At 62.0% G+C, this 23,780-nt stretch carries 19 protein-coding genes; 7 read left to right on the plus strand and 12 right to left on the minus strand.

Annotated elements, in window-relative coordinates; genetic code table 11:
- Window positions 1–73: 73 nt before the first annotated feature.
- The 7 genes from PMI07_RS28605 to PMI07_RS28635 form a co-directional block, all read right to left on the minus strand.
- Entirely contained in the window at window positions 74–895 is an 822-nt protein-coding gene (locus PMI07_RS28605; RefSeq protein ID WP_007761177.1) for a sulfite exporter TauE/SafE family protein, read from the minus strand.
- Between the two features lie 348 nt (window positions 896–1,243).
- Window positions 1,244–1,702: a GNAT family N-acetyltransferase gene (locus PMI07_RS28610; protein ID WP_245277248.1), complete on the minus strand. Its 459-nt coding sequence runs from the start codon at window positions 1,700–1,702 to the stop codon at window positions 1,244–1,246.
- A gap of 89 nt (window positions 1,703–1,791) precedes the next feature.
- Complete coding sequence (locus PMI07_RS28615) at window positions 1,792–2,100, minus strand: DUF1778 domain-containing protein (protein WP_007761179.1); 309 nt, start codon at window positions 2,098–2,100, stop codon at window positions 1,792–1,794.
- A 365-nt stretch (window positions 2,101–2,465) separates the two neighbouring features.
- Entirely contained in the window at window positions 2,466–2,789 is a 324-nt protein-coding gene (locus tag PMI07_RS28620) for an MmcQ/YjbR family DNA-binding protein (protein WP_007761180.1), read from the minus strand.
- A gap of 9 nt (window positions 2,790–2,798) precedes the next feature.
- The gene (locus PMI07_RS28625; protein ID WP_024164251.1) at window positions 2,799–4,280 is read right to left on the minus strand and encodes an extensin family protein; all 1,482 of its coding nucleotides are present in this window, start codon (window positions 4,278–4,280) and stop codon (window positions 2,799–2,801) included.
- Window positions 4,281–4,400: 120 nt separating this feature from the next.
- Window positions 4,401–4,979, minus strand: coding sequence for an NAD(P)H-dependent oxidoreductase (locus tag PMI07_RS28630; RefSeq protein ID WP_024164252.1), 579 nt, complete (start codon window positions 4,977–4,979; stop codon window positions 4,401–4,403).
- Window positions 4,980–5,120: 141 nt separating this feature from the next.
- A complete protein-coding gene (locus PMI07_RS28635; protein ID WP_024164253.1) occupies window positions 5,121–6,959 on the minus strand; it encodes a methyl-accepting chemotaxis protein in 1,839 nt (612 codons plus the stop codon).
- A gap of 208 nt (window positions 6,960–7,167) precedes the next feature.
- Between PMI07_RS28635 and PMI07_RS28640 the strand changes: the two genes are divergently transcribed.
- Window positions 7,168–7,557: an acyl-CoA thioesterase gene (locus tag PMI07_RS28640; protein ID WP_024164254.1), complete on the plus strand. Its 390-nt coding sequence runs from the start codon at window positions 7,168–7,170 to the stop codon at window positions 7,555–7,557.
- 14 nt (window positions 7,558–7,571) lie between these two features.
- On the plus strand, window positions 7,572–8,159 hold the full coding sequence (locus PMI07_RS28645; protein WP_007774226.1) for a hypothetical protein: 588 nt from the start codon (window positions 7,572–7,574) through the stop codon (window positions 8,157–8,159).
- Between the two features lie 15 nt (window positions 8,160–8,174).
- On the opposite strand, the gene PMI07_RS28650 is transcribed toward PMI07_RS28645, so the two are convergent.
- Both PMI07_RS28650 and PMI07_RS28655 read right to left on the minus strand, forming a co-directional pair.
- Window positions 8,175–9,350 (minus strand): DUF1501 domain-containing protein, encoded by a 1,176-nt coding sequence (locus PMI07_RS28650; RefSeq protein WP_007774227.1) that lies wholly within the window; start codon window positions 9,348–9,350, stop codon window positions 8,175–8,177.
- A 3-nt stretch (window positions 9,351–9,353) separates the two neighbouring features.
- On the minus strand, window positions 9,354–10,826 hold the full coding sequence (locus tag PMI07_RS28655) for a DUF1800 domain-containing protein (RefSeq protein WP_007774228.1): 1,473 nt from the start codon (window positions 10,824–10,826) through the stop codon (window positions 9,354–9,356).
- Window positions 10,827–11,162: 336 nt separating this feature from the next.
- On the opposite strand from PMI07_RS28655, the gene PMI07_RS28660 reads away from it, so the two are divergent.
- The 5 genes from PMI07_RS28660 (at window position 11,163) to PMI07_RS28680 (ending at window position 20,380) form a co-directional block, all read left to right on the plus strand.
- Complete coding sequence (locus PMI07_RS28660; protein ID WP_024164255.1) at window positions 11,163–13,157, plus strand: EAL domain-containing protein; 1,995 nt, start codon at window positions 11,163–11,165, stop codon at window positions 13,155–13,157.
- 103 nt (window positions 13,158–13,260) lie between these two features.
- Entirely contained in the window at window positions 13,261–16,350 is a 3,090-nt protein-coding gene (gene uvrB, locus PMI07_RS28665) for an excinuclease ABC subunit UvrB (RefSeq protein WP_007774807.1), read from the plus strand.
- Between the two features lie 155 nt (window positions 16,351–16,505).
- Window positions 16,506–18,482, plus strand: a complete 1,977-nt coding sequence (locus PMI07_RS28670) for an ATP-binding protein (protein ID WP_007774809.1) — start codon at window positions 16,506–16,508, stop codon at window positions 18,480–18,482.
- Between the two features lie 161 nt (window positions 18,483–18,643).
- The gene (locus PMI07_RS28675) at window positions 18,644–19,084 is read left to right on the plus strand and encodes a DUF3828 domain-containing protein (protein ID WP_007774811.1); all 441 of its coding nucleotides are present in this window, start codon (window positions 18,644–18,646) and stop codon (window positions 19,082–19,084) included.
- 906 nt (window positions 19,085–19,990) lie between these two features.
- Window positions 19,991–20,380 (plus strand): hypothetical protein, encoded by a 390-nt coding sequence (locus tag PMI07_RS28680; protein WP_007775649.1) that lies wholly within the window; start codon window positions 19,991–19,993, stop codon window positions 20,378–20,380.
- 225 nt (window positions 20,381–20,605) lie between these two features.
- Here the strand turns inward: PMI07_RS28680 and PMI07_RS28685 are convergent, their stop codons facing one another.
- From PMI07_RS28685 to PMI07_RS28695, 3 genes are all read right to left on the minus strand, one after another.
- Entirely contained in the window at window positions 20,606–21,445 is an 840-nt protein-coding gene (locus PMI07_RS28685) for a ferredoxin--NADP reductase (protein ID WP_007756922.1), read from the minus strand.
- Between the two features lie 147 nt (window positions 21,446–21,592).
- Complete coding sequence (locus tag PMI07_RS28690; RefSeq protein WP_007756923.1) at window positions 21,593–22,102, minus strand: DUF934 domain-containing protein; 510 nt, start codon at window positions 22,100–22,102, stop codon at window positions 21,593–21,595.
- Window positions 22,103–23,776 carry a nitrite/sulfite reductase gene (locus tag PMI07_RS28695; RefSeq protein ID WP_007756930.1) on the minus strand — a complete coding sequence of 558 codons (1,674 nt, stop codon included), beginning with the start codon at window positions 23,774–23,776 and terminating at the stop codon, window positions 22,103–22,105. It lies immediately after the preceding gene.
- Window positions 23,777–23,780 lie beyond the last annotated feature (4 nt).

Genomic DNA, 23,780 nt, shown 5'->3' on the forward strand with positions numbered 1-23,780 from the left:
TTCGGGATGCGCCGCGAATATAGGCACGCAAACCTTCAAAACTATCCCTTGCGGAAGAATATTGCTGACGGTTTCAGAGGATAATCGACAGGAAGAACTGTGCCGAGATGACGATCAGGAAGATGCCGAAGCCGATTTCGAGCTGCCGTTTCGACATGACATGCGCCAGCTGGGCACCGACCGGAGCCAGATAGAGCGTGATCGGGATCAGCAGCGCCACCGCCAGCCAGTTGATATAGCCGGTCGAGAAAGGCGGCAGGCCGGGCCTGCCCCAGCCGCCCCAGACATAACCGATCAGCCCCGGGAGCGAGATCAGCACGCCGACGCCCGAGGACGTCGCCACGCCCTGATGGATCGAGCGGCCGTAGAGCGTCATGAACGTGTTGTTGAGGATGCCGCCGCCGATGCCCATCAGGCCGGACAGGAGGCCGATGCCGGTGCCGACCAGGAATTTGACGGGATTGCCGGGCAGGTCGTCCCCAAGCTTCCAGCTCGCGCGGTTGAAGATCATCCGGAAGGCCAGCACCAGGGCGATCACCGCGAAGATCAGCTGCAGTTCGACGCTGGTCGCCTTGGCGGCGATCAGGGTGGCGATCAGCGTGCCGAGCGGCACCGCGACAATCCAGCCTTTCAGCAATTTGGTATCGACCGCGCCACGCTGCCGGTGCGCCATGAAGGAGCGAATCGAGGTGGGCACGATGATCGCCAGCGACGTGCCGAGTGCCAATTGCATGCGTATGTCTTCGGGCACACCGAGGAGCCCGAAAACGTGGAAGAAGATCGGCACTAGGATGGCACCTCCGCCGATGCCGAACATGCCGGCGAGAATTCCCGCGGCCGCACCGCCGGCCAGAAGCGCCAGGATGAAAGGGAAAAGCGCTGCGATGGACAACATTCCGGTCTCCAGTCCGACATCGGATCCGAAGACGGATATTCATCCACTGCCGTTGTCATTTTTCCGTGACGTTCTTACAGCATTGTCCCCACCAGGCAAGCAACGGTCCCGCCCTTTACGCCGCACGTAGCCCTTGCGCGACCGTCATGACCAAAGCGTTTGAATGCCTGTTATTTGCGCTTGCCGCGTGCATCATGTTTTAAAGTATGAGTTCTTGAGTAACCGGAAGCACGGCTCCTCCCCGCGAGCCCCACCTCCGCCCTTGCCGGCTCCCTGAGCCGGCTTTCTTTTTTGTGGGGCTTCAAGCCGGTCCGGTCACCCGCGCAAGGCTTCAATCGGGAATGCGACCTATGCTTCGTCCAGCATTTTCCGGATCGTCGCGACCGGAAGGAACGTCCGCATTTCATGGGACGGCAAGGGTTGAAACCCATAGTCCCTGTATAGCTTCGCTCGGCGCTCAGTGCGCTCCCGGTCGCCACAGTCGAGAACATCCAGCATGACGATAGCGACACCGATGCTGTCGGCAACGCGTGCAATTCGCGTCAGGCAATCCACAAGCAGGTCGCCTCCATAGCCACGTCCCTGGAATCTCCGATCGCGGCCGATCATGGAGACATAAACTGCCGGGATACGGCCGTGTGCCGGCCGAGTACGGGCGAACTTGGCGGGGAGATCACGATAATCGACAGAATGGCTGTTGATGGCATAGAACCCGATGATCGTGCCGTCGCCCTGCGTCATGACATAGACACGCAGATTGTCCGCCTGGGACAGCTTGTTGGCCGTCGTCTGGATGAAGTTATCCACCTGCGGTACCCCGCAAGAAAAAGCCGCCCGATCGTGCCTGGACGGATCGAGCGGCTCTATTGTCGGTTTCAAAACAAGATCGCCGGGCATTATTTGGAAACGACCGTCTCACGGTGGCGCTTGAATGCGTCCTGCAGTTTCTGCGTCGGAGCCGGCGGATTGTCGAGCGCGTCAAAGAACGCCTTATGGTCGGCCGGCTGTACAAGCGTGACTTCGTGCGCCGCGATCGTCGCCATGGCGGACTGATAGGCCGCATTGATCACGAAGGCGGAATCATCGACCCCGGACAGAACTGCGGCGCGATGAATTGCCTTCTTTATGCGCTCCTTGGTGCGGAAATTCATTCGCGCATCATTTGGCTCGTCGACTTCGGTCGTGACATCCTCGAAAACAAACATCGTCGCCTCCCATTCGGTGTCGAAGGACGATCTTGTACGTCAAATAGACGTACAAATCAAGAAAAGCCGGTCGCCCTTAGATTTCCACCTGCAGGCTGGCGTCTCTGGCCAATCTCCGCTCTGCCGGTTCGTTGGGGCTGGCGTCCGCGAGGATTGGGTGAGACCCGGCGTCCGCCGGGGGCTTGATGCGCACACCGGGTCTCGTGCCGCAGTAGGGGTAGTCGGGGGACGGACTGCGGCGTCGCCACTCTTGCTTCGCCACCGCTTATGGTTCCAGTTTGGTTGCCGGATATGGTTTATGGAGGATTAATGTCCACAGGCTCGCGGGGCTTGGCAGAAGCTCGCTGTATCCGAAAGGGCGAAGCTCAGGGTCGGCGTTTGCCGGGCAGCGCATGCCGCCACGCCGTTTCCAGCGCGTCGCCAAGATCCGCCTCTTCGAGTTTGGAAAGAACCGCAGTCGTCCAGCCCTGCCGGCCCCAGGCATTCTGAACGGGCGAAAAGGCATCCGGCAGCATCTCGCATTTGATCTGCTGCTCGTCGGGCGTGAACTTGAAATTCGCGGTCAGGCCGTCGGCGGCAAGCGTCACATAGATACGCTTGACCTTGAAGGCCGCCCGGTCGAAATGCGGCGCCTCGGACGTTCCTTCGAGCGAGAGAGCCAGGCCGCGGAGCATGTCTGCATCGGCCATCGTCAGCCCTCAGTCGCAATAGCGCTTGCCGCCCCGGCGGGAGCGCAGGTCGAAGTGGAAATGGTTCCAGTGTTCCGCATTGCTGCCGGGGCCGAGCACGGTGTTGAAATACTTGCAGCTGTCGCTGCGCACCGCTTTCAGGAGACCGCCTTCGCGCATCGAGAACAGGCCCTTCTTGCGCACGTCGATCTCGTGGCCGTCCTTCAGTACGATCTGGCCGATGTCGATGGCATTGCCCTTGGCATGCTCGGACATCGGATTGTTGCGCTGGTTGCTGTTGTTCATCCGGCGGCAGGAATAACCGCCCATCGGCACGATCTTCTGGATACCGGTCAGATAGCGGTAACGGGCAGAAGGGGCGAGCTCGTTCTTCACCCATTTCGCAAAGGCGAGCGTCGTCTGGCAATTCAGCGTGACGGCCGGCTTGACGTCGATATTGCCCGACAGGCCGGAGAGTTTTACCGGATAGGGCACCCTGCAGCTCGGACCTGCATCGATAGAAGGCCGATCATCGAATTCCACGCCGAGACGGCGCAGTTCGGCGCGGCAGCTCACTTCCGACTGCGGCATGACCTCGCGCTGCCAGGGCATGTCGCGCTGGCTCATCGGGCCGTTGTCGATCATCGGATTGTTGGGTCGCAGCATCGCCACCTGCTGCGTGCCGGCGGCCGATCTGCTGCCTGGCGGCGCGATGCTACGCTCATTACCCCACCCCATGTCGCGATTGGCCATGTTACCGTTCGACAGATCGCCCTGGAGGCCGGCGCCCTGACGCTTCGGCGGCACCAGCACGCGGTCGTCGTTCATAGACTGGGGCATCGACTGCGAGATCGGCTGGCGGCGCGGCTGCAGCGCGCGCGGATTGTCGGTGCCGATGCCGTCGACGACGGGCTGGTCGCCGACGCCTTCGGCGATATCGGAATCCTCTTCCTCGGCGAGCCCCGTCACGTCGCTCTCGTCGGGACCGAAACCGAGCTCGGCATCGATGTTGACGCCGTCTTCCGGAATGGTCATCGGCCCGGCATTGCGTGTCGTATTGCGCCTCCCGGCGGAGGCCTGCTGCTGCATCGCCTCGTCGCTGTCGATCATCGGCAGGCGGCCCTGGCGCGCGGCGGGTGCCTGCTGCGACATCGGCGCATTCAAGGGCACAGTCTGCACCTGAGCCGGCGCCCGCAGATAGTGGCCGCCGTCATTGGCGCCAGAATTGGGATAGGCTGAATTCTGGTAGTTGGTATTCGGATAGCCGTTGCCCGCAAGGTTCGGCGTGTTTACGTAGTCGACGGCGCTCGCCTGGGAAACCGGCGCGGGGCTCATCTGATAGGCCTGCTGCGAGACGGGCTCGCGCGGAATGTCTCGCATCGGCTGAATCGCCCCGACCCGGCGATCGTCGATCGGTGCGGGCGGAACGAGATCCCCGGCGGAACAGGCAGCCAGCATTGTCGGGATCATCAGCGAGCCGATCACCCGCCGAGAAAAGGAAGCATACGCCATACCAGTTGCCACTCTTCCGGTGCCGAAATGACACACACTGAGAGTTTAGGCAAAGCCGGTAAATGAACCTTTGAGAAATCAAGGCTCTTTCGTGACCTTTTGCTGCAATCCCAGGTCGCTTCAGGACGCCTGCCGCCCCATGGCCTCCATCTTGGCGAGCCATTTCGCGCCACCGAAATCCTTGGCCGTGACACTGCCCACCAGAACCGCGCGCACCGGCCGGATGCCGACGAAATGCAGGATGCCCACTTTCAGAGCCTTCAGGCTGTGGCTGCCGTAGACGATCCGGTAATACCAGGCGGGCATGCCCATGGTGATCACCACCCGCGCCGACTTGCCGCTCAGAAGCCCGCTGTCGAAGGGTCCGCGCGACGTGTCGTAGGCAAAACCCGGCCGCGCCACCTGTTCCAGGAATGCCTTGACGAGCGCCGGCATCGAACCGAGCCAGAGCGGATAGACGAAGACAAGGTGATCCGCCCGGCCGATCTTCACCTGCGCGTCAACGATCGGCGGGCTCACCGCCCCATGCTCCTGCTCCCGCTGCGAGGTCAGGAATGCCACGCCGATGCGCGCAAGCTCGATGCGCTCGACCGAATGCCCGCCGGCTTCGGCTCCTTTGGCATAGGCGTCCGCCAGCGCGTGACAGAGATGCGGCTCGGCGGCGTCCGGATGTCCCTGGATGATCACGATCCTCGTCATCGGCTTTCTCCGTTGAAGATGACGGAGCGTTAGGGGCAACGGAGTCTCGGGTGTTTGACCCTCATCAATTCGACCGACGTCAAAAGGCCGCCGGGCTTGTCGCTCCGGCGGCCTCAATTGTCAGCGGTGGATCCGTGCCGATCAGGCGGCGCGGGCGCGGGACCCATGGCCGGAGGCCGCTCCGCGGCCGCCGTTTTCGAGCCTGAAGGCCGAAAGAAGGCCCTGCAGGTGCAGGCTCTGTTCGGCGAGCGTCTGGCTCGCCGCCGTGGTTTCCTCGACCATCGCCGCGTTCTGCTGGGTCATCTGGTCCATGTGGTTGACGGAGGAATTGATCTCCTGGAGGCCGGTCGCCTGTTCGCGTGCGGCCGTCGCAATCGTGTCCACATGGGCGTTGACCCGCTCGACCAGCGTGGCGATCTCGACCAGCGCATCGCCGGTGGAGCGCACCAGCGCCACGCCGCCTTCCACCTCGCGGGCGGAATTGCTGATCAGCGTCTTGATCTCCTTGGCGGCATTGGCCGAGCGTTGCGCCAGTTCGCGCACTTCCTGCGCCACGACCGCAAAGCCGCGACCCGCCTCACCGGCCCGCGCCGCCTCGACGCCTGCATTGAGCGCCAGAAGGTTGGTCTGGAAGGCGATCTCGTCGATGACCGAGATGATCTGGTTGATGCGGCTGGAACTCTCCTCGATCCGGCCCATGGCGTCGATCGCATTGCGGACGATCTCGCCCGAACGACCGGCGCTGTCCTTGGTCTCGCTGACCATGGTGCGAGCCTCGACCGCCCGGTCCGATGCGGTGCGGACGGTTGCGGTGATCTCGTCGAGCGCCGCCGCGGTCTCCTCGAGGGCCGCCGCCTGCTGTTCGGTACGCTTGGAGAGATTACCCGTCGCGCCGGAAATGTCGGACGCGCTGTCGCGCACCACGAGGCTCGTCTCGGAGATCGCCGCGATCGCCTGGTGCAGCGAGCCGACCGCCGCGTTGAAGTCGTGGCGGAGTTTCGCATAGTCCTCGCCGATATCGGCAAGCGCCACGGAAAGGTCGCCTTCCGCCAGCGCTTCGAGCGCCCGTCCTAGCTCGCTGATCGCGCGTCCCTGCCGTTCTGCGGCGGCCGTCATCGTCCGCTCGTTGTCGGAGCGCTCGCTGGCGATGGTGCGGGCCTGCTCGGCCTCGCGCGCCTGCAACTGGGCGCGTTCCTCGACCGAGTCGCGCAGCACGGAGAGGGCTCTGGCCATCTCGCCGATCTCGTTGTTCTGTTCGGTGCAGGGCACGGCGACACGCGCCTCGCCCGATGCGATCGACTGCAGCGCCTGCCTGATCTTGCCGATCGGGCCGGTAACCGTCTTGACCACAAAGGTTGCACCGGCGATCAGCACCAGCGCGCCGATACCGAACATCGAGGCGAAGTTGATCGCGTCGCGCCGGAACATGGCGTGCAGGTCGTCGACATAAACGCCGGTACCGACGATCCAGCCCCAGGGCGCGAAACCGGCCACATGCGAATATTTCTCGACCGGCTGCTCGGCGCCGGGCTTCGGCCAATAGTAATCGACGAAGCCCTTGCCTGTCGGGCTTGCCTTGACGGCATTGACGAACTCGACGAACAGGAACTTGCCGTTCGGATCCTTGTCGTTCGACAGGTCCTTGCCGTTCAGCTCAGCCTTGATCGGATGCATGATCATCCGCGGCAACATGTCGTTGAGCCAGAAATAGCCGCTGCCCTCGCCGTAACGCATCACCGAGATGACCGCCTTGGCCTCGGTCTGAGCCTGTTCGCGGGTCATGGCCCCGGAGGCTTCGAGGGCCTGGTATTTCTTGAGCACGGTCAGCGCCACGTCGTTCATCTGGGCAAGGCCCGCCTTGCGCTCCCGTTCCGACGAGGCATAGCTCTGGAACAGGCTGAAGACCATGGCGCCGCCGAGGATGATGAGCGACAGCAGCACGAGACTATAAAGGCGCCAGGAAATGGCGAGACGTTGCATGGGAGCCCCCTTATTCGCAATTCGCCTTAAATACTAACGGGCGATGATTACCAGGTAGTAAAGTCATTTCCGGTCGCGGCATGCGCGAATTAGGCCAGCCTAAACTATTGATGTGGAAACACTTTTCCGTGGAGTTTTCTTCTCCTGCGCTTGCCGCTACTCTCCCGGCTGGAGGAATCGCCCAAAACCCTTCAAACGAGAGATGACAATGACCGAAAATGCCAAACCGACCGGCGAACTGACGCTCCGCACGCTCGCCATGCCGGCGGATGCCAATGCCGCCGGCGATATTTTCGGCGGCTGGGTGATGGCGCAGATGGACTTGGCGAGCGGCATCCGCGCCGCCGAGCGCGCCCGCGGCCGGGTGGTCACCGCGGCGGTCAAGGAAATGGCGTTCGAACTGCCGGTCAAGATCGGCGATACGCTGAACATCTACACGGAGATCACCCGCGTCGGTCGCTCGTCGATCACGCTGACGGTGGAAGCCTGGGCGCAGCGGGCGCGTCACCGGATGATCGAGAAAGTCACGGCCGGAACCTTCATCATGGTCGCCCTCGACGAGGACGGCCGCCCGGTGCCAGTGCCGGCCGAGGAATAGAGCGAGAGACGGATATGGACGCCGCGACCACCGCCGAAACCTTCACGCATATCCGCGTGGTCATGGGCATGGTGGTGAGCCTCAGCCTGGCGCGGCTGCTGAATGGCCTCGCCGGCATCGTCCAGCATCCCGGTGCGGCGCGCATCTACCCCGTCCATCTCGGCTGGGTGGCGTTCATGTTCCTGTTCGTCGTGCATTTCTGGTGGTGGGAATACCGGCTGCACGCCCTGCCGGTGATCGGCTTTGCCGCCTTCCTTTTCCTGATCGTCTTCTGCGCGCTGTTCTTCTTCCTCTGCGCCCTGCTCTTCCCGACCGCGATGCAGGATTATGACGGCTACGAGCACTATTTCCTGTCACGCCGGAAATGGTTCTTCTGTTTCCTGGCGGGGCTGCTCGCCACCGACATCGTCGATACGATCCTCAAGGGCCGGGAATATTTCGCCTCGCTCGGTTGGGAATATCCGGTGCGCACGGCGATCTATGTCGTCCTGAGCCTCATCGCCGCGACGACCGCCAACCGGCGCTATCATGCCGGTTTCGTCATCTTCGCGCTGACCTACCAGCTCTATTGGATCTTTCGCGTCTACGACATCCTGACGTAGCGCTACCCCGCCGGATCACCCCCTCAGATAGACCGAGGACGTATCGAAACTCAGTCCCGGAAACACCTTGGTGGTGAGATTGCCGGGCTCGATGCCGAACTGGCGGTAGAGCATGGCGGCGGCGACCTCGCGCACGTCGCCGGTCGGCATCAGGTCGCGACGGTCGAGCAGTTTGTCTTCGGAAAGACCCGGCCATTTGCCTAGAACCTTGCCGCCCGGAATCGCCCCGCCGGCGAGCACCGCAAGCCCGCCGGTCCCGTGGTCGGTGCCGTTGGTGCCGTTCTCGCGGGCCGTGCGGCCGAATTCGGTCATCGCCAGCACCACGGTCTTCTTCCAGGCGTCTTCGCCGAGCGCATCCTTCAGTGTGACGATCGCGGTCGAGAGGTCGCCGGCCGCCTTCCTGAACTGGCCCTGCTGGCCCACATGGGTGTCCCAGCCGTTGATCGAGAAACTGGCGATCCGATAGTCCTCGCGCAGCATGCCGCCGGCAAGCCGCGCCATGTCGGTTATGCCCGCGCCGCGCCTGCTGTCGGCATAAAGGGAATCAGCCGACATGTCGGTCTTTTTCGCCTCCTCCAGGGCCTTGGCGAAGGCCGGGTCGCCGGCATAGAGGCGGTCGAGAAAGGTGATCTCGTCTTCGGCCAGCGCGAAATTACTCTGCGACGACCAGGAATCCGCCTCGTTCGGACCGCTGAGGATCAGCTCCATCGAGGTATTGATGTCGATCGCCTTGCGGGAATTCGAGCGCGGGATGACCGCGAGCGTGCGGTTCAGCCAGCCGGTGCGCTCGCCCTTGCCGGTGCCGCCGGTCTCCAGCATGTCCTGGCCGTCGAAATGACTGCGCTGGTCGCGATAGGGCGTCGAGACCGCATGTACGAAGGAGAGCTCGCCCGCCTGCCATAGCGGCATCAGGGCGGAGGCCGCCGGATTGAGGCCGAAGAAACCGTCGAGATCGATGAGGCCGGTATCGGGCCTCAAGCCCAGTTTCGGCCTCAGTGCCGCATAGGCAGGGTCGCCGTAGGGCTGGACGAAATCAAGCCCGTCCATGGCGCCGCGCAGGATGATCGTTACGAAGCGGTTGTCGCCGGGCATCGCGGCAAAACTCACCGGCGTCAGGATGGGGGCCGCCGTGCAGCAGGCGCCGGCCAGGAAACCGCGGCGGGACAACAGGAAGCCATTGTCAAAGCTCATCGTCTATCTCCTGTTGAATTCGGGGGATGCCAGCACCATCGTGATGCCATGCACCTTGTTGGGCGCCTGGGCGATGATCCTGCTGGTCTCGGCATGGGCGGCATCGGCGAGTGCGGCTTGCAGGAAGGCGGACGGCTCCACTTTCTGCCCGAAGATGCGCGCGACCGTGCGTGACCACGAAATCCGCTCGCTCAGCTGGCTCGGCGTCAGCCATACGCTCTGTTCGTCCGGGAAACCCGCAGGGCTCGGCGGCTGCCAGATCGGCTGGCCCATGCGCTGCAGGGCGCCAAGCGTCAGCGCATTGGCGCGCCCCGCCTTCTTCTTCGTATCCTGCCTCGCCACCATGCCGGTCATGTCCATGGCCTTCTGCACCGGGCTCTCGTCATCGTCGCCGTCGTCCATGTCGCGCAGCAGGTTGGCGAAATTTTTCTCCGGCAGGTCGAGGGCGCGGAAACCGGAAACCACGAACTCGAACGGCTGCTTGATCTTCTGGCCGGGATCAGACCAGGCACGCGGATGGTCGAGCATGGCGCGGTAGACCTCGGTCAGATTGCCATGGCTCTTCGTCCATGCGGCGACCATCGCGCCGACCATGTCTTCGGGCGCAATGTCGGCGATGAAATGCCGGACGAGCTTGCCGCAGATGTGCTGCGCGGTCTTCGGGTTGGCGGCGAGATCTTCGAGCATCAGGACGTGGTCCTGACTGTCGCCCTCGTCGTCCTGATAGGTCCGGCCGAGCAGGCTGATAGGCCCCGCCTCGGCGAACCGCGGCTGATAGACGACCTGCATAGCGCGATTATCGACGGAAAGTCCCGTCAGGATCAGCGCTGCGGCCCGCACATCGTCCTGGGTATAGCCGCTGCCGGCGCCCAGCGTATGGAGTTCGAGCAGCTCGCGGCCGAGGTTTTCGTTGAGGCCGCGGCCATTCCTGCGCGCCGCAATCGAATCGGGGCCGACACTCTGGTCCTGATCGAGATAGATCAGCATCGCCGGATGCAGGATCGCATCGGACAGCAATTTGGTGAAGGAACCGCCGATATTGGGACGGATCGCCTGCGCCTCGTAAAGCGGCACGATCATCCGCATCGGCAGCGACTTCATCACGCTGGTCGAAAAATGGTCGACCCAGAAACTCGCGAGGCGCTCATAAAATCCCAGCGGCGAATGGATCGCCTGGGCAAGCCGCGCCATGGCATCCTGGCGGTAGATGCGCCGCGCCTCGCTCTGGGTCGCCTTGCGGACGTCTTCGTTCGGATTGCCGGCCCTGCGGGCCTTCGCCTCGGCAGCGAGCAGCGAGATGACGCGGGTTGCAGTGTCTAGTCGGCCGCTCAGACCCTCGCGCGGAAAACGGGGCTTTTCGGAAGCCCCTTCCTCGATCTGCCCCAGCAGCGCCTCGACATCACGGGGCGGCTCTTCGCCGGGACGAAGGCCATAACCGTATCGGATGGCGGCCAGGGTCGAGTTGGGAAGAGCCATTGGGTTACTCCTCGTTGGACCCGCTGAGAGTCCTCAACAAATGTGGTGGAAACCAACAGGAATTGCGACCATTTCGTGATATGGACAATTTGTAATTCAGGGCCGGCCGGAAAGTTCCAGGCCATCGCAAAGCCAGCGATAAATTTGCTGTTTGCTTGCCGGCAACGGCCAATTTCAAGGCATTCGCCCAATATCAATGCGCCCGTGGCAAGCGATTACCTTTTCATTTAGGATAACCCGGCCAAGCTGCAGAAAATCGTCTGATATCAAGACTTTCTTATCGCAGCCATCGGATAGTGCCGGCATTCTTCAGCAACTTCAGCCCCGAGCGGATCGATGGAAGCCGAACTCAGATCTGGTCAGACCGACCCGGCCCTCGCACTGGATGTGAAGCGGGCCCAGGCATCGACCATGCTCGAACGCCTGACCTCGACGCTCGTCACCAATGCCGGCGTCTCGGCCTCGGCGCTGTTCGTCACCACCATCGAACGGGGCCTCACCGTCGCTGCCACGCTCTGGTTCCTGGCGGTCGTCGGCAGCCTGTTGCTGCGCGCCTTCATGGCCTCGATGCTGAAACGCTGGGAAACCGTCGAACATGCGCCGCAATCGGCGCTCGACGCGATGACGGTCGGCGCCCTGCTCAGCGGCCTCGCCTGGGCAGCACTTCCCTTCGCGCTGCCGGGTTTCGAGGCGATCGGCAAGGATGGCGGCCTCTACCTGATGATGCTCGGCATGGCGACCGGCGCCGTGCTGATGGGCGTCGGCTACAGCCCCAACTCGCTTGCCTTCGCCCTGCCGCCGCACGTGTCCGTCATGGTATCGCTGGCCACCAGCGGCGGTCCCGGCGGCTGGCTGCTGGCGCTGAACGTCGTGGCGCTGACGATCATCCTGATCCGCAGCAGCCGCATCAGCGCGGCGACCTTCGTCGGCAACGTGCTCGGCAAGCTGCAGGCGACGGCGCTCGCCGATTCCCTCTCCTCGGCCAACTCGGACATCCTGCGCGCCAACTACCGGCTCGAAGTGCTCGCCAATTGCGATCCGCTGACCGGCCTTGCCAATCGCGCCGCCTTCAATACCGCCCTCAACGCCGGGATTTCCACTGCGCGGGTCAGGGAGGAGCAGCTCGCCCTCCTGATCCTCGATCTCGACCGCTTCAAGACGGTCAACGATACGCTCGGCCACAGCGCCGGCGACGCGCTGCTCGTCGAGGTCAGCGACCGGCTCCGCTCGGCCGTCGGCGGCACGGGCACCATCGCCCGGCTCGGCGGCGACGAGTTCGCGATCATCCTCGGCGGCTCCGATGCCGCTGAAGTCGCCCGGGATCTCGCGGCACGCATCCTGGAGCGCGGCCGCCAGCCGGTGATGCTCGACGGCCAGCCGACCGTGGTCGGCACCTCGATCGGGCTGGCGCTCTTCCCGCTGCATGCGGATACCGCCGAAGACCTGTTCATCAGCGCCGACATGGCGCTCTACAGGGCCAAGGACGGCGGCCGCCGCCAGTGGCGCGAATTCGAGCCCGCCTTCCGCTCCCAGGCCGACCGCCAGAACCAGATCGAGCAGGAACTCGCCGATGCGCTCGATGCTGGCGACCTCGAAGCCTGGTTCCAGCCGCAGGTCGACCTCGCCTCCGAGGAGATCACCGGTTTCGAGGCGCTGGTGCGCTGGCACCATCCCTATCTCGGTCCGATCGCGCCGCCGGAAATCGTCGCCGCCGCCCAGGCCGCCAATCTCGCCGACCGGCTGACCGCGACCATCGCCGAAGCCGCCTGCCGGCTGCTCAACCGCCTGCCCGCGCTCGGCCTGCCGCGGGCGACCGTCGCCATCAACGTCTCGCCGCGCGAATTCGACCTCTATTCGGTCACCGACGTGCTCGACCGCATCACCGCCGCCCACCGCATCGATCCGGCGCTGTTCGAGATCGAGATCACCGAGGAAGCCATTCTCGACACGCTGGTCGCCGGCGAGCAGCTGAAGCGTATCGAGCGTTCCGGCTACAAGCTGGCGGTCGACGACTTTGGCGCCGGCCATTCCTCGCTCGCCTATCTCGTGGCGCTCAAGGTCGACCGCCTGAAGCTCGACCGCCGCTTCATCACCGGCGTGCATCTCAGCCGCCAGAACCAGGAAATCGTCGGAGCGCTCGTCGGCCTCGGCCGGGCGCTGTCGATGGAAGTGGTGGTCGAAGGGGTCGAGAGCGAGGAGGAGGCCCACGCCCTTTCCGCCCTCGGCTGCGAGATCGCCCAGGGCTATTTCTTCGGCCGCCCGATGCCGCCCGAGCGCATCCCCGGCTGGATCGAAAGCCGCCGCATGCTCGCCGAACGCCAGGTGGCCTGACCTCCCCAACTCCTCCCGCGCCCCAAAAATCTGTTTCCCTTTTGTACTCGTTTTGTGACCCGGCCCTCTTCACTTTCGCGACGAGTCTCTCCATATTCGCGGCATGGCCAGATCACCGAAAAAATCGCCCGCCTCGAACCCGGACAATCACGACGGTTTCGAGGAAGCCCCGCAATCGTCGTTCGAGGGCGCGCCTCTGCAAGGCAGCGTCTCCGACTGGGTGAAGCAGCTCGAAGCCGAGGCGGAAGCGTCGGGCGTCGAGACGCAGCGCGAGATCGCCTCCAAGGCGGGCAAGCACCGCAAGAGAATAGAGATCGCGGCGCGTGAGGAGACCATCAAGGCCGCCCAGAAGAGCGCGCCCACCACGGCCAAGAACACCACCGCCTCGAAGACCGCCCGCGGCGTGTCGATCGGCGCCTCCTCGGATCCGAAGACGCGCGCCCGCGCCGGCCTCAACCCGGTCGCCGGCATGGATACGTCGCTGGAGGATGCCGAGAATCTCGCCGCCGGCGCGGTCACCGCAACCGTCGAGGCCCTGTCGGCGCTGATCGAGAGCGGCAACCCGCTGTTCAAGGACGGCAAGCTGTGGACGCCGCACCGCCCCGCCCGGCCGGAAAAGTCCGAGGGCGGCGTCACCATCCGCATGGCGTCCGACTACGAGCCGGCCGGCGACCAGCCGACCGCCATCCGCGACCTCGTGGCGGGCATCAACGACAACGAGCGCTCCCAGGTCCTGCTCGGCGTCACCGGCTCGGGCAAAACCTTCACCATGGCCAAGGTGATCGAGGCGACCCAGCGCCCGGCTGTGATCCTCGCCCCCAACAAGACGCTGGCCGCCCAGCTCTATTCCGAGTTCAAGAACTTCTTCCCGGACAACGCGGTCGAATATTTCGTCTCCTATTACGACTATTACCAGCCGGAAGCCTATGTGCCGCGCTCCGACACGTTCATCGAGAAGGAATCCTCGATCAACGAACAGATCGACCGGATGCGCCACTCCGCCACCCGCTCGCTGCTGGAGCGCGACGACTGCATCATCGTCGCCTCGGTCTCCTGCATCTACGGTATCGGCTCGGTCGAGACCTATACGGCGATGACCTTCCAGATGTCGGTCGGCGACCGATTGGATCAACGTCAATTGTTGGCAGACTTGGTGGCCCAGCAATACAAGCGCCAGGACCTGAATTTCGTGCGCGGCTCGTTCCGGGTCCGCGGCGACACCATTGAAATCTTCCCGGCCCACTTGGAAGATGCCGCCTGGCGCATCTCGATGTTCGGCGACGAGATCGATGCGATCACCGAGTTCGATCCGCTCACCGGCCACAAGGTCGGCGACCTGAAATCGGTAAAAATCTACGCCAATTCGCACTACGTCACCCCGCGCCCGACGCTGAACGGCGCCATCAAGGCGATCAAGGAAGAGCTGAAGCAACGCCTCGCCGAACTCGAAAAGGGCGGCCGACTGCTGGAGGCGCAGCGGCTGGAGCAGCGCACCCGCTACGATATCGAGATGCTGGAGGCGACCGGCTCCTGCGCCGGCATCGAGAACTATTCGCGTTATCTCACCGGCCGCAATCCCGGCGAGCCGCCGCCGACCCTGTTCGAATACATCCCCGACAACGCCCTCCTCTTCATCGACGAAAGCCATGTCTCGGTCAGCCAGATCGGCGGCATGTACCGGGGCGACTTCCGCCGCAAGGCGACGCTCGCCGAATACGGTTTCCGCCTGCCGTCGTGCATGGACAACCGGCCGCTGCGTTTCGAGGAATGGGATGCGATGCGCCCGCTCACCGTCGCCGTCTCGGCCACGCCGGGCGCCTGGGAAATGGAACAGTCCGGCGGCGTGTTCGCCGAACAGGTGATCCGCCCGACCGGCCTGATCGACCCGCCGGTGGAAGTGCGTTCCGCCCGTTCCCAGGTCGACGACGTGCTCGGCGAAATCCGCGAGACCGCCGCCAAGGGGTACCGGACGCTGTGTACGGTGCTCACCAAGCGCATGGCCGAAGATTTGACCGAATACCTGCACGAACAGGGCGTGCGCGTCCGCTACATGCACTCGGACATCGACACGCTGGAGCGCATCGAGATCATCCGCGACCTGCGCCTCGGCGCCTTCGACGTGCTGGTCGGCATCAACCTGCTGCGCGAAGGCCTCGACATTCCCGAATGCGCCTTCGTCGCCATCCTCGACGCCGACAAGGAAGGCTTTTTGCGCTCGGAGACGTCGCTGATCCAGACCATCGGGCGTGCCGCGCGTAACGTCGACGGCAAGGTCATCCTTTATGCCGACAAGATCACCGGCTCGATGCAGCGCGCCATGGACGAAACCGCCCGCCGCCGCGAAAAGCAGATGGAATACAACACCGCCAACGGCATCACGCCGGAATCGGTGAAGGCACGGATCTCCGACATCCTCGACTCGGTCTACGAGCGCGACCACGTCCGCGCCGACATTTCCGGCGTCTCCGGCAAGGGTTTTGCGGATGGCGGCCACCTGGTCGGCAACAACCTGCAGGCCCATCTCAATGCGCTCGAAAAATCGATGCGCGACGCCGCCGCCGACCTCGACTTCGAAAAGGCCGCGCGCCTGCGCGACGAAATCAAACGCCTCAAGGCCGCCGAACTCGCCGTCATGGACGACCCGATCGCCCGCGACGAGGCCCGCGCCTTCGAAGGTGGTGGCGGCAAGGGTGGAAACGGCAAAGGCGGCGCCAAAGCCCGCCGCGAGTCTCCTTCTCCCCAGCGGGGAGAAGGTGCCCGCAGGGCGGATGAGGGGGAAACCCCACCCTCGACCTCCCTCTTCGCCAAACCCGGCCTCGACGACATGGGCCCGGGCACCGACACCGCGACGCCACTCTTCCGTAAGCCGGACCTTTCCGACATGGGTCGCGACATCGCCGAGCCCTCATCCTCGGGTCAAGCCCGAGGATCGCTGTTCCGCAAGAACGACCTCGACGAAATGACCGTCGGCCGCACCGAAAAACCGGTCATGGGCAAGGTTCCGCCGAAACCGTCATCGCCGCCGCCGTCATCCGCGACCTCTCCGTCGTCATCCTCGGGCCCGACCCGAGGATCCACCGACGACCCCCGCCCCCTCGTGCGCGGCAAGGTCGGCGCGGGAAGTTATGAGGATGCTGGGGAGCAGAAGCGGAAGAGCCGGACGAAGGGGAAAACCGGGCGGCCGGGGCGGTAGTGGCAAAGATTACGAAAACATCCTACAGCGGCTAAATTCAGATTTCCAACTGCCGCAGGTGATCGCTGAGCATTTTTTACCAGATAAGCGCCCGCTTGACGCCAAGGTCGCGTAATCTACAAGTAGTGACCGCCGATAAAATGAGATCAAAACCAATGGCCTTTGCAAACTTCGATCCACTTAAAATATCCCATTCCAATTCCTTTGATGAAGTCGCGATTGTTAGACGTCAAAAACGCAATATTCACTCTATCCTACATTCTTATGTGGGTTGGTATGACCCGTTTGCTGAACTGATCCAGAATGCATTGGATTCAGTCGATAAGAAAGCTAAGCAATTAGATGCGGGCTATGAAAAAAAAGTTCGCGTAATTATTGATCTAATAAGTAATTCTCTAACCGTCTCTGATAATGGGACAGGTTTGGACGAAACGACATTTCATCGGTTTCTTGCTCCCAATGAATCTTTCAAGGATCACGACGCGCGCGGCAGCAAGGGGGTCGGAGCGACTTACATTGCCTATGGCTTCAACTATCTCCGGGTAGACACGAAAACCAAAACGTTCATAGCAAGTGGGATTATGGAGGGCGCTCGTAATTGGCTCCATGATGATGCGGCGCCAGAGAATCCGCAGGTAATCCCTACAGATGCCCCTCATATTGATTCAGAGTTCGAGCAATTCGAGACCGGCGTCTCTATTACCATTAAGTTTGATTCAAAAACCAAACCTAACAATCTGTCTTGGCCAAATTTGAGAACCGCCGATGCTTGGTTTGTCGCGCTCTCTATCAAAACCGCTCTGGGTGCGGTTACAGCGTATGCCGATGTCGACTTCACTGTGATTTGCAAAGATAAAGAGGGCGAAACGTCTGTCAAAACAGTGAAATCAATAGGCTACATTCAACCTCATGCTCATTTGGAGAAAACCAGGGAATACGATTTCATTCTTGCCAAAATTAGCGAAAATTTTCAAAAAAAGGGAGCTGGGGCTGGACTTCCTCCTAGTGTGTCAAATCTGGAGGCTGTATTCCTTGACTGGAATTCTCAGAAAATTTTAACGATGCTACCAAAACTAGACTCCGCCGAGCGGGCCCTACTACAACAGCATAATTGTACGATAAAGGCATCGTATATCTACACCGCCGAGATTTGGAAGCGACTCGCCAGCAAGATTGGTTACAAATCAACTGCGAACCTATATGCGCCGGGCATACAATTATCCGCTGACAATATGCCCCAGGGTGAGATTATCCAAGTTCCTCTTCAACGCTACACTGGACGTCAAAACCAAGTTCATTTTTTGATACATTTTGACAATTGCGTCGTCGATCTGGGGCGGAAGGGATTCGACAAAGATTTTGTGGATCTCGCAAAATCTATTTCTGCCCATATTGTACAGGATATTTTTTCCAAGATACGAGATTGCTTAAAGATTGATGACCTCAGAAAAACATCTCTCCTTGAAAAACAAAAAGTAAACGGATGGAAGCAAAATCTGATTGACCACGAGACAAGTCATCCCCTGTTCCTAAAGAATGAGAATTTTTTTAATCCAATTAACGAAATTGCCATTACGGCTGAGCCGTCAAGAGAGCAAGATGTTATTGCTTTATTCAATCAGCTTATTGCAGGTGGTGTAATTCGCGGTATTCGGATTGTTGGCACCAATGAACAAATGACGTACGATGGAGCAATGCGCGTTTGCGTAGGCCCCAAATACGAGGACCATGAGTTTGATTTCGAAACAAATCCACTTGGTATTTCTTCCGCATTTCGAAACGATTACGAAGAAAACAGCCCTAACGGATTTATTTCCAATGACATAATGATTTTGGAGTACAAGTACTCCATTAACGGCCTTATCAATGACCTTCATACTGGCGACAAGAAAGCCAGCGATATTAGTTTGGTAATTGCATGGGAGATGGGTGATACATATGAAAGCCTTTTCCGTGTTCAATCTTTACTTACAGAGGACGGTCGAGGTGAGCGAGATTATCACGGCATCACCCACAAGTTCTTTGATGAGAATGGTAATCACGCGATGGACGCGGTTATTCTAAAGGATTTAGTTAACTATCTTAACAACCCCGAAATGGAGACTACGAAGCAAAATGAACTGTATGGCTAGGAATCCCTCTCTTTGACCGTTGCGACCGATCAGTATTTTTAATGGCAGACTCGGCGATCCTGGCGGGAGAGTTAGAACTCCGCTTGGCAACTTGGCGGTACACAGATTTGGTGGGGATACGCCTAAACATCTCCTCACATCCAACCGGGGACGACTCACCCATGCGCATGCCAGCCATCGTCTTCGCCCTGCTCTTCTCCCTGCTGGCCGCAACCGCCGCCGAGGCGCGCACCTACGCTTCCCCGCAGGCGCTGATCAAATCCCTTTATGCCGACACGATCGACCCGGCCGAGGACGATGCGCCCTCGCCCTATTCCGCCTATTTCTCCGAGGCGCTCAACGAGAGTCTGGCGGCGAATGGCGAGGCGGTGGATTTCGATCCGATCCTCGCCGGGCAGGATGGCGTCGCCAGCAATGTCCGGCTGACCCCGCCGATCATCCTGGGCGACACGGCCGAGCTGGAAGTGTCCTTCCGCAACGGCAAACGCTCGGCGACGCTCTACTACACGCTGGTGCGCGAAAACGGCGGCTGGAAGGTGGACGACATCGCCGACCAGTCCGGCGACGACCCCTGGAGCCTTCGGGAGCTTTTGGGGCAATAGGGGCGGGGTTTTACGCGGGGGGGCACCACCCTCTGTCTTTCTTTTGGGGCAGCATTTCTCCTCCGTCATCCTCGTCCTCGGGTTAAACCCGAGGACGACCCGAGGATCCAGCAGCACCGCGTCGGCGGCGCGGGAGACTCTCCCGGACACGACGCCTGATAGAAGGGGTGTCGCCGTGCGACCGCACGGCGACTGGATCCTCGGGTCAAGCCCGAGGATGACGGTGGAAAACGTCAACCCTGCCCCTAAGCGGGGATGCTCCCAAACACCTCTTCCAACCCTTTCAACGCCTTACCCAAAATCTCCACCCTCTCTCATCCCCGCCCTCCCAACCCGTGCCTACAATCCTCCCGTTCCGTCGCGGATACACCGGCAGGCGTGCCGGCGAGGCGGGACCGGCGCCGGGTGGCAGGAAACGACGTAAGTCCTTCCATTCGGGGTTCGCGGAAAATGGTCTCCCTCCGGCGACACGGGGAGAGACGAAGGCAAACGGACCGAGCCTTCGTCTCTTGAAGCCCGAAACAGCGCGCCGGGCGTGCCTGTGCGGCACACAGGGTGGCAAACCGGATGGTTTCGCCGGGCTTTGACAAGTCCGACCGACCCTCGGGATTAACCCGAGGGAATCGGAGAAACCGGCGGAGACCTGTGGAAGCCCTGCCGATAAGTCCTCGGGTTTAACCCGAGGACGAGGATTCGGACGGGCGCCATGGGTCATACGAACATCGTCCGGCAAGGCCACGGCAGAGGGACCGAAGTCGCGGGCATAAACAGCCGAACGGGGCGCTGAGAGGTGTCACTTATTACTTATCTTACGAGGCAGCTTTCAGCGCCCCGTCCGATCCTCGGGTCTCGCTTTGCTCGCCCGAGGATGACGAAAAGAAAATCTAGGATCGCCAAGGAGTTACCATGCCTTACGAAAAGCCGCCCATCGAAACCTATCTCGCCGCCCGCACCGCGGAAATGCTCGCCCTGCCCCACATGGCCTGCCGCCGGCGTTCATGCCGCCGCCGGAATGCCTGCTACTGGCATTTCAAATCGAACAACGAACCCTGCTGCCTGCAGAACCTGGACGCCGCGCAGCGCCAGGTTTTCGATGCGGTCTACGATGAGGCGCGCGGCGCCCGCGATCACCTCGGCCGAAACGGCCTGATGTTCGCCTCGCGCCGGCCCGGCTGGCGGGCGCTGGAGGATGCCGGCGTCGAGATCGCCCGCGCCGCCGTTTCGAAAACGGATCGCAAACGCTGGAACGCCTATCGGCGCGAGCGGGAAAAGCTGCCGCCGCCGGAGGGCGGGTGATCGTAAATGTCGGGAAATGTGGAAATGGTGCAGGGGGTTGCGTATGCCGCACCGCCCCCAGGCCCTTCGCTTTGGCTCAGGGCGTTCGAGGCTCAAAACGCTCCACTGGAGCGTTTTGCCGGCCGCAGGCCGTCGCCTCCCGCCCGGCCACTCGCTTTGGCTCGCGGCGTTCCTCGCTGCAATCGATTCACTGGATCGATTGCTCGGGCTGCGCCCGACCGCTCGTCACCCCACAAACGCCCGTTCGATGACGAATTCGCCGGGCTTGTTGTTGGAGCCTTCGACGAGACCGGCCTTTTCGAGCAGGTCCTTGGTGTCCTTCAGCATCGCGGTCGAGCCGCAGATCATGCCGCGGTCGACGGCGGGGTCGAGCGCCGGCACGCCGAGATCGGCGAACAGCTTGCCGTTCGCCATCAGGTCGGTGATGCGGCCCTTGTGGGAGAATTCCTCACGGGTCACGGTCGGGTAATGCTTGAGCTTGTCGCCGACCAGTTCCGCCAGAAATTCGTGGTTGCGGATCTCCTCAATGAGGTCGAAACCGTATTTCAGCTCGGCGACGTCGCGGCAGGTATGGGTGAGGATGACCTCGTCGAACTTTTCGTAGGTCTCGGGATCGCGGATCAGGCTGGCGAAGGGCGCGATGCCGGTACCGGTCGAGAACATGTAGAGCCGCTTGCCGGGCGTCAGCGCGTCGAGCACCAGCGTGCCGGTCGGCTTCTTGCGCATCAGCACCGTGTCGCCCGGCTTGATCGCCTGCAGGTGCGAGGTCAGCGGACCGTCCGGCACCTTGATCGAGAAGAATTCCAGTTCCTCGTCCCAGGCGGGGCTGGCGATCGAATAGGCGCGGTAGACCGGCTTGTCGCCGACCATCAGCCCGATCATCGCGAACTCGCCCGAACGGAAGCGGAAACCGGCCGGACGCGTCATACGGAAACGGAACAGGCGGTCGGTATAATGCTCGACGGCGAGCACCGTCTCGGCATACACGCCGTCCGGGATCTTGGCCAGTCCATGGGCCGGAGCCTGGGCCGCTACGAAGTCATCGGTCTTTGCTGGAGCGTTCATGCCTATCGGTCTCTTCGTCTCATCGTTTTTCGCAGAAGCGAAATATACCATATGGCCCCGCATTTGAAGGCATCCGCGTGTCTTTGTCGCGGCGCTTTCGGAAAAATATGTGCGGGAAAGTCACCTTTGTCCGGTCATCCAAACGCCTCAGGCGGTCACCGTGCGGCGCCGCCAGCTGTAACCCTCGCCCTTTTCGGCGTCGCGGGCCGTCGGCTGGTAGTGCTCGGCGATGCCCGGCAGCCGGCCCTCCTCGAGCCGCTTCAGCGCCGTGGCGTTCTTCACCGAAAAGCTGTCTATGCCACAACGCAGCATCAGGGGCACCTGGTCGATCAGCACGTCGCCGACCGCCCGCAGCTCGTTCCTGTAGCCGAGCCGGTCGCGCAGCAGCGAGGCATGGCTGAAGGCGCGGCCGTCGTTGAAGGCCGGGAAATCCACCGCGACGATCTCGATGCGGTAGAGATAGGGTTCGAGCTTGCGCACGTCGTCCGCCGGGCGGATCAGCACGCCGAGGCCGACGTCGTTGCTCTCCTCGGCGCGGGCGATCATCTCGTCGAGCGGCAGCAGCGCCTTCTGGTCCTCGGTCGCCTTCAGCTCCTCGGTCTCGATCACCCAGGGATCGTTCTCGACGAAGCCGGTTTCTCTCCAAAGCCTGGTCATTTACGCGGCCTCCGCCTTGGCGTCGCCATAGAGCGCTTCCTTGAACGGCTGCGGCCCGACGCGGCGATAGGCTTCGAGGAAAGTCTCCGCCTTCGAGGTGCGAAGGCCGAGATAGGTGTCGACGATGGTTTCCACCGCATCGGTCACCTTGTTCGGCTCGAAACCGCGGCCGATGATCTCGCCGATCGAGGTGTTCTCGTCGCCGGAACCGCCGAGCGTGATCTGGTAGAGTTCGGCGCCCTTCTTCTCGACGCCCAGGAGACCGATATGGCCGACATGGTGATGCCCGCAGGCGTTGATGCAGCCGGAAATCTTGATCTTTAGCTCGCCGATCTCCGCCTGGCGCTCGGCCGCGCCGAACCGGGAGGAGATTTCCTGCGCAAGCGGGATCGAACGGGCGTTCGCCAGCGCGCAATAGTCCAGCCCCGGACAGGCAATGATGTCGGTGATCAGCCCGGCATTGGCGGTCGCGAGGTTCTGCGCCACCAGCGCGCGGTAGAGCGGCTCGAGGTCGGCCAGCGCCACATGCGGCAGGATGACGTTCTGCTCGTGGCTGATGCGGATCTCGTCGAAGGCGAATTCTTCCGCCAGATCGGCGATCGCGTCCATCTGCGCGTCGGAGGCGTCGCCCGGAATGCCGCCGATCGGCTTCAGGGAAATGGTCACCATGCCGTAATCGGGGTGCTTATGCGGTTGCACGTTCTGGTCGACCCAGCGGGCGAAGTTTTCGTCGGCCTTCTTCCAGCGGGCAAGCTGCGGCCAGCCTTCGGCGCGATCGAGGAGAGCCGGCGGCGCGAAATAGGCGGAGATCGCCTGGATGTCTTTCTCCGGCAGCTTCAGCTCGGTGCCCTGCAGATGGGAGAATTCCTCCTCCACCTGGCGGGCCAGTTCCTCCGCACCGGTCTCATGCACGAGGATCTTGATGCGCGCCTTGTATTTGTTGTCGCGACGGCCGTGCAGGTTGTACACGCGCATGATCGCGGTCGTATAGGAGAGCAGGTCTTCCTCGGGGAGGAAATCCTTGATCTTCTTGGCGATCATCGGCGTACGCCCCTGCCCGCCGCCGACATAGACTGCAAAGCCGATTTCGCCAGCCTCATTCTTCTTCAGATGCAGGCCGATGTCATGCACCTGGATCGCGGCGCGGTCGCGCTCGGCGCCGGTGACGGCGATCTTGAATTTTCTGGGCAGGAAGGAGAATTCCGGGTGGACCGAAGACCACTGGCGCAGGATTTCGGCATAGGGACGCGGATCGGCGACCTCGTCAGCTGCAGCACCGGCGAAATGGTCGGCGGTGACGTTGCGAATGCAATTGCCCGAGGTCTGCAGCGCATGCATCTCGACGGTCGCGAGATCGGCCAGGATATCCGGCGTGTCGGAGAGTTTCGGCCAGTTGTACTGGATGTTCTGGCGGGTGGTGAAATGGCCGTAACCGCGGTCATACTTGCGGGCGATATGGGCGAGCATCCGCATCTGCTTGCCGTTCAGCGTCCCATAGGGGATCGCGACGCGCAGCATGTAGGCATGCAGCTGGAGATAGACTCCGTTCATCAGGCGCAGCGGCTTGAAAGCATCCTCGGCCAGTTCGCCGGCGAGGCGGCGGCCGACCTGATCGCGGAACTGCTCCACGCGGCTCGAAACAAAAGCGTGGTCGAATTCGTCGTAACGGTACATGACT

Source organism: Rhizobium sp. CF080, assembly GCF_000282095.2.
GTDB lineage: Bacteria > Pseudomonadota > Alphaproteobacteria > Rhizobiales > Rhizobiaceae > Neorhizobium.

What these genes read in the sequence shown, in the direction of transcription:
- PMI07_RS28645 (WP_007774226.1), top strand. Translation starts at nt 7,572, where the DNA reads ATGGACGCCGCGACCACCGCCGAAACCTTCACGCATATCCGCGTGGTC.
- PMI07_RS28655 (WP_007774228.1), bottom strand. Translation starts at nt 10,826, where the DNA reads ATGGCTCTTCCCAACTCGACCCTGGCCGCCATCCGATACGGTTATGGC.
- PMI07_RS28605 (WP_007761177.1), bottom strand. Translation starts at nt 895, where the DNA reads ATGTTGTCCATCGCAGCGCTTTTCCCTTTCATCCTGGCGCTTCTGGCC.
- PMI07_RS28635 (WP_024164253.1), bottom strand. Translation starts at nt 6,959, where the DNA reads ATGCAACGTCTCGCCATTTCCTGGCGCCTTTATAGTCTCGTGCTGCTG.
- PMI07_RS28620 (WP_007761180.1), bottom strand. Translation starts at nt 2,789, where the DNA reads ATGGCCGATGCAGACATGCTCCGCGGCCTGGCTCTCTCGCTCGAAGGA.
- PMI07_RS28625 (WP_024164251.1), bottom strand. Translation starts at nt 4,280, where the DNA reads ATGGCGTATGCTTCCTTTTCTCGGCGGGTGATCGGCTCGCTGATGATC.
- PMI07_RS28680 (WP_007775649.1), top strand. Translation starts at nt 19,991, where the DNA reads ATGCCTTACGAAAAGCCGCCCATCGAAACCTATCTCGCCGCCCGCACC.
- PMI07_RS28690 (WP_007756923.1), bottom strand. Translation starts at nt 22,102, where the DNA reads ATGACCAGGCTTTGGAGAGAAACCGGCTTCGTCGAGAACGATCCCTGG.
- PMI07_RS28640 (WP_024164254.1), top strand. Translation starts at nt 7,168, where the DNA reads ATGACCGAAAATGCCAAACCGACCGGCGAACTGACGCTCCGCACGCTC.
- PMI07_RS28670 (WP_007774809.1), top strand. Translation starts at nt 16,506, where the DNA reads ATGGCCTTTGCAAACTTCGATCCACTTAAAATATCCCATTCCAATTCC.
- PMI07_RS28685 (WP_007756922.1), bottom strand. Translation starts at nt 21,445, where the DNA reads ATGAACGCTCCAGCAAAGACCGATGACTTCGTAGCGGCCCAGGCTCCG.
- PMI07_RS28650 (WP_007774227.1), bottom strand. Translation starts at nt 9,350, where the DNA reads ATGAGCTTTGACAATGGCTTCCTGTTGTCCCGCCGCGGTTTCCTGGCC.
- PMI07_RS28615 (WP_007761179.1), bottom strand. Translation starts at nt 2,100, where the DNA reads ATGTTTGTTTTCGAGGATGTCACGACCGAAGTCGACGAGCCAAATGAT.
- uvrB (WP_007774807.1), top strand. Translation starts at nt 13,261, where the DNA reads ATGGCCAGATCACCGAAAAAATCGCCCGCCTCGAACCCGGACAATCAC.
- PMI07_RS28675 (WP_007774811.1), top strand. Translation starts at nt 18,644, where the DNA reads ATGCGCATGCCAGCCATCGTCTTCGCCCTGCTCTTCTCCCTGCTGGCC.
- PMI07_RS28695 (WP_007756930.1), bottom strand. Translation starts at nt 23,776, where the DNA reads ATGTACCGTTACGACGAATTCGACCACGCTTTTGTTTCGAGCCGCGTG.
- PMI07_RS28630 (WP_024164252.1), bottom strand. Translation starts at nt 4,979, where the DNA reads ATGACGAGGATCGTGATCATCCAGGGACATCCGGACGCCGCCGAGCCG.
- PMI07_RS28660 (WP_024164255.1), top strand. Translation starts at nt 11,163, where the DNA reads ATGGAAGCCGAACTCAGATCTGGTCAGACCGACCCGGCCCTCGCACTG.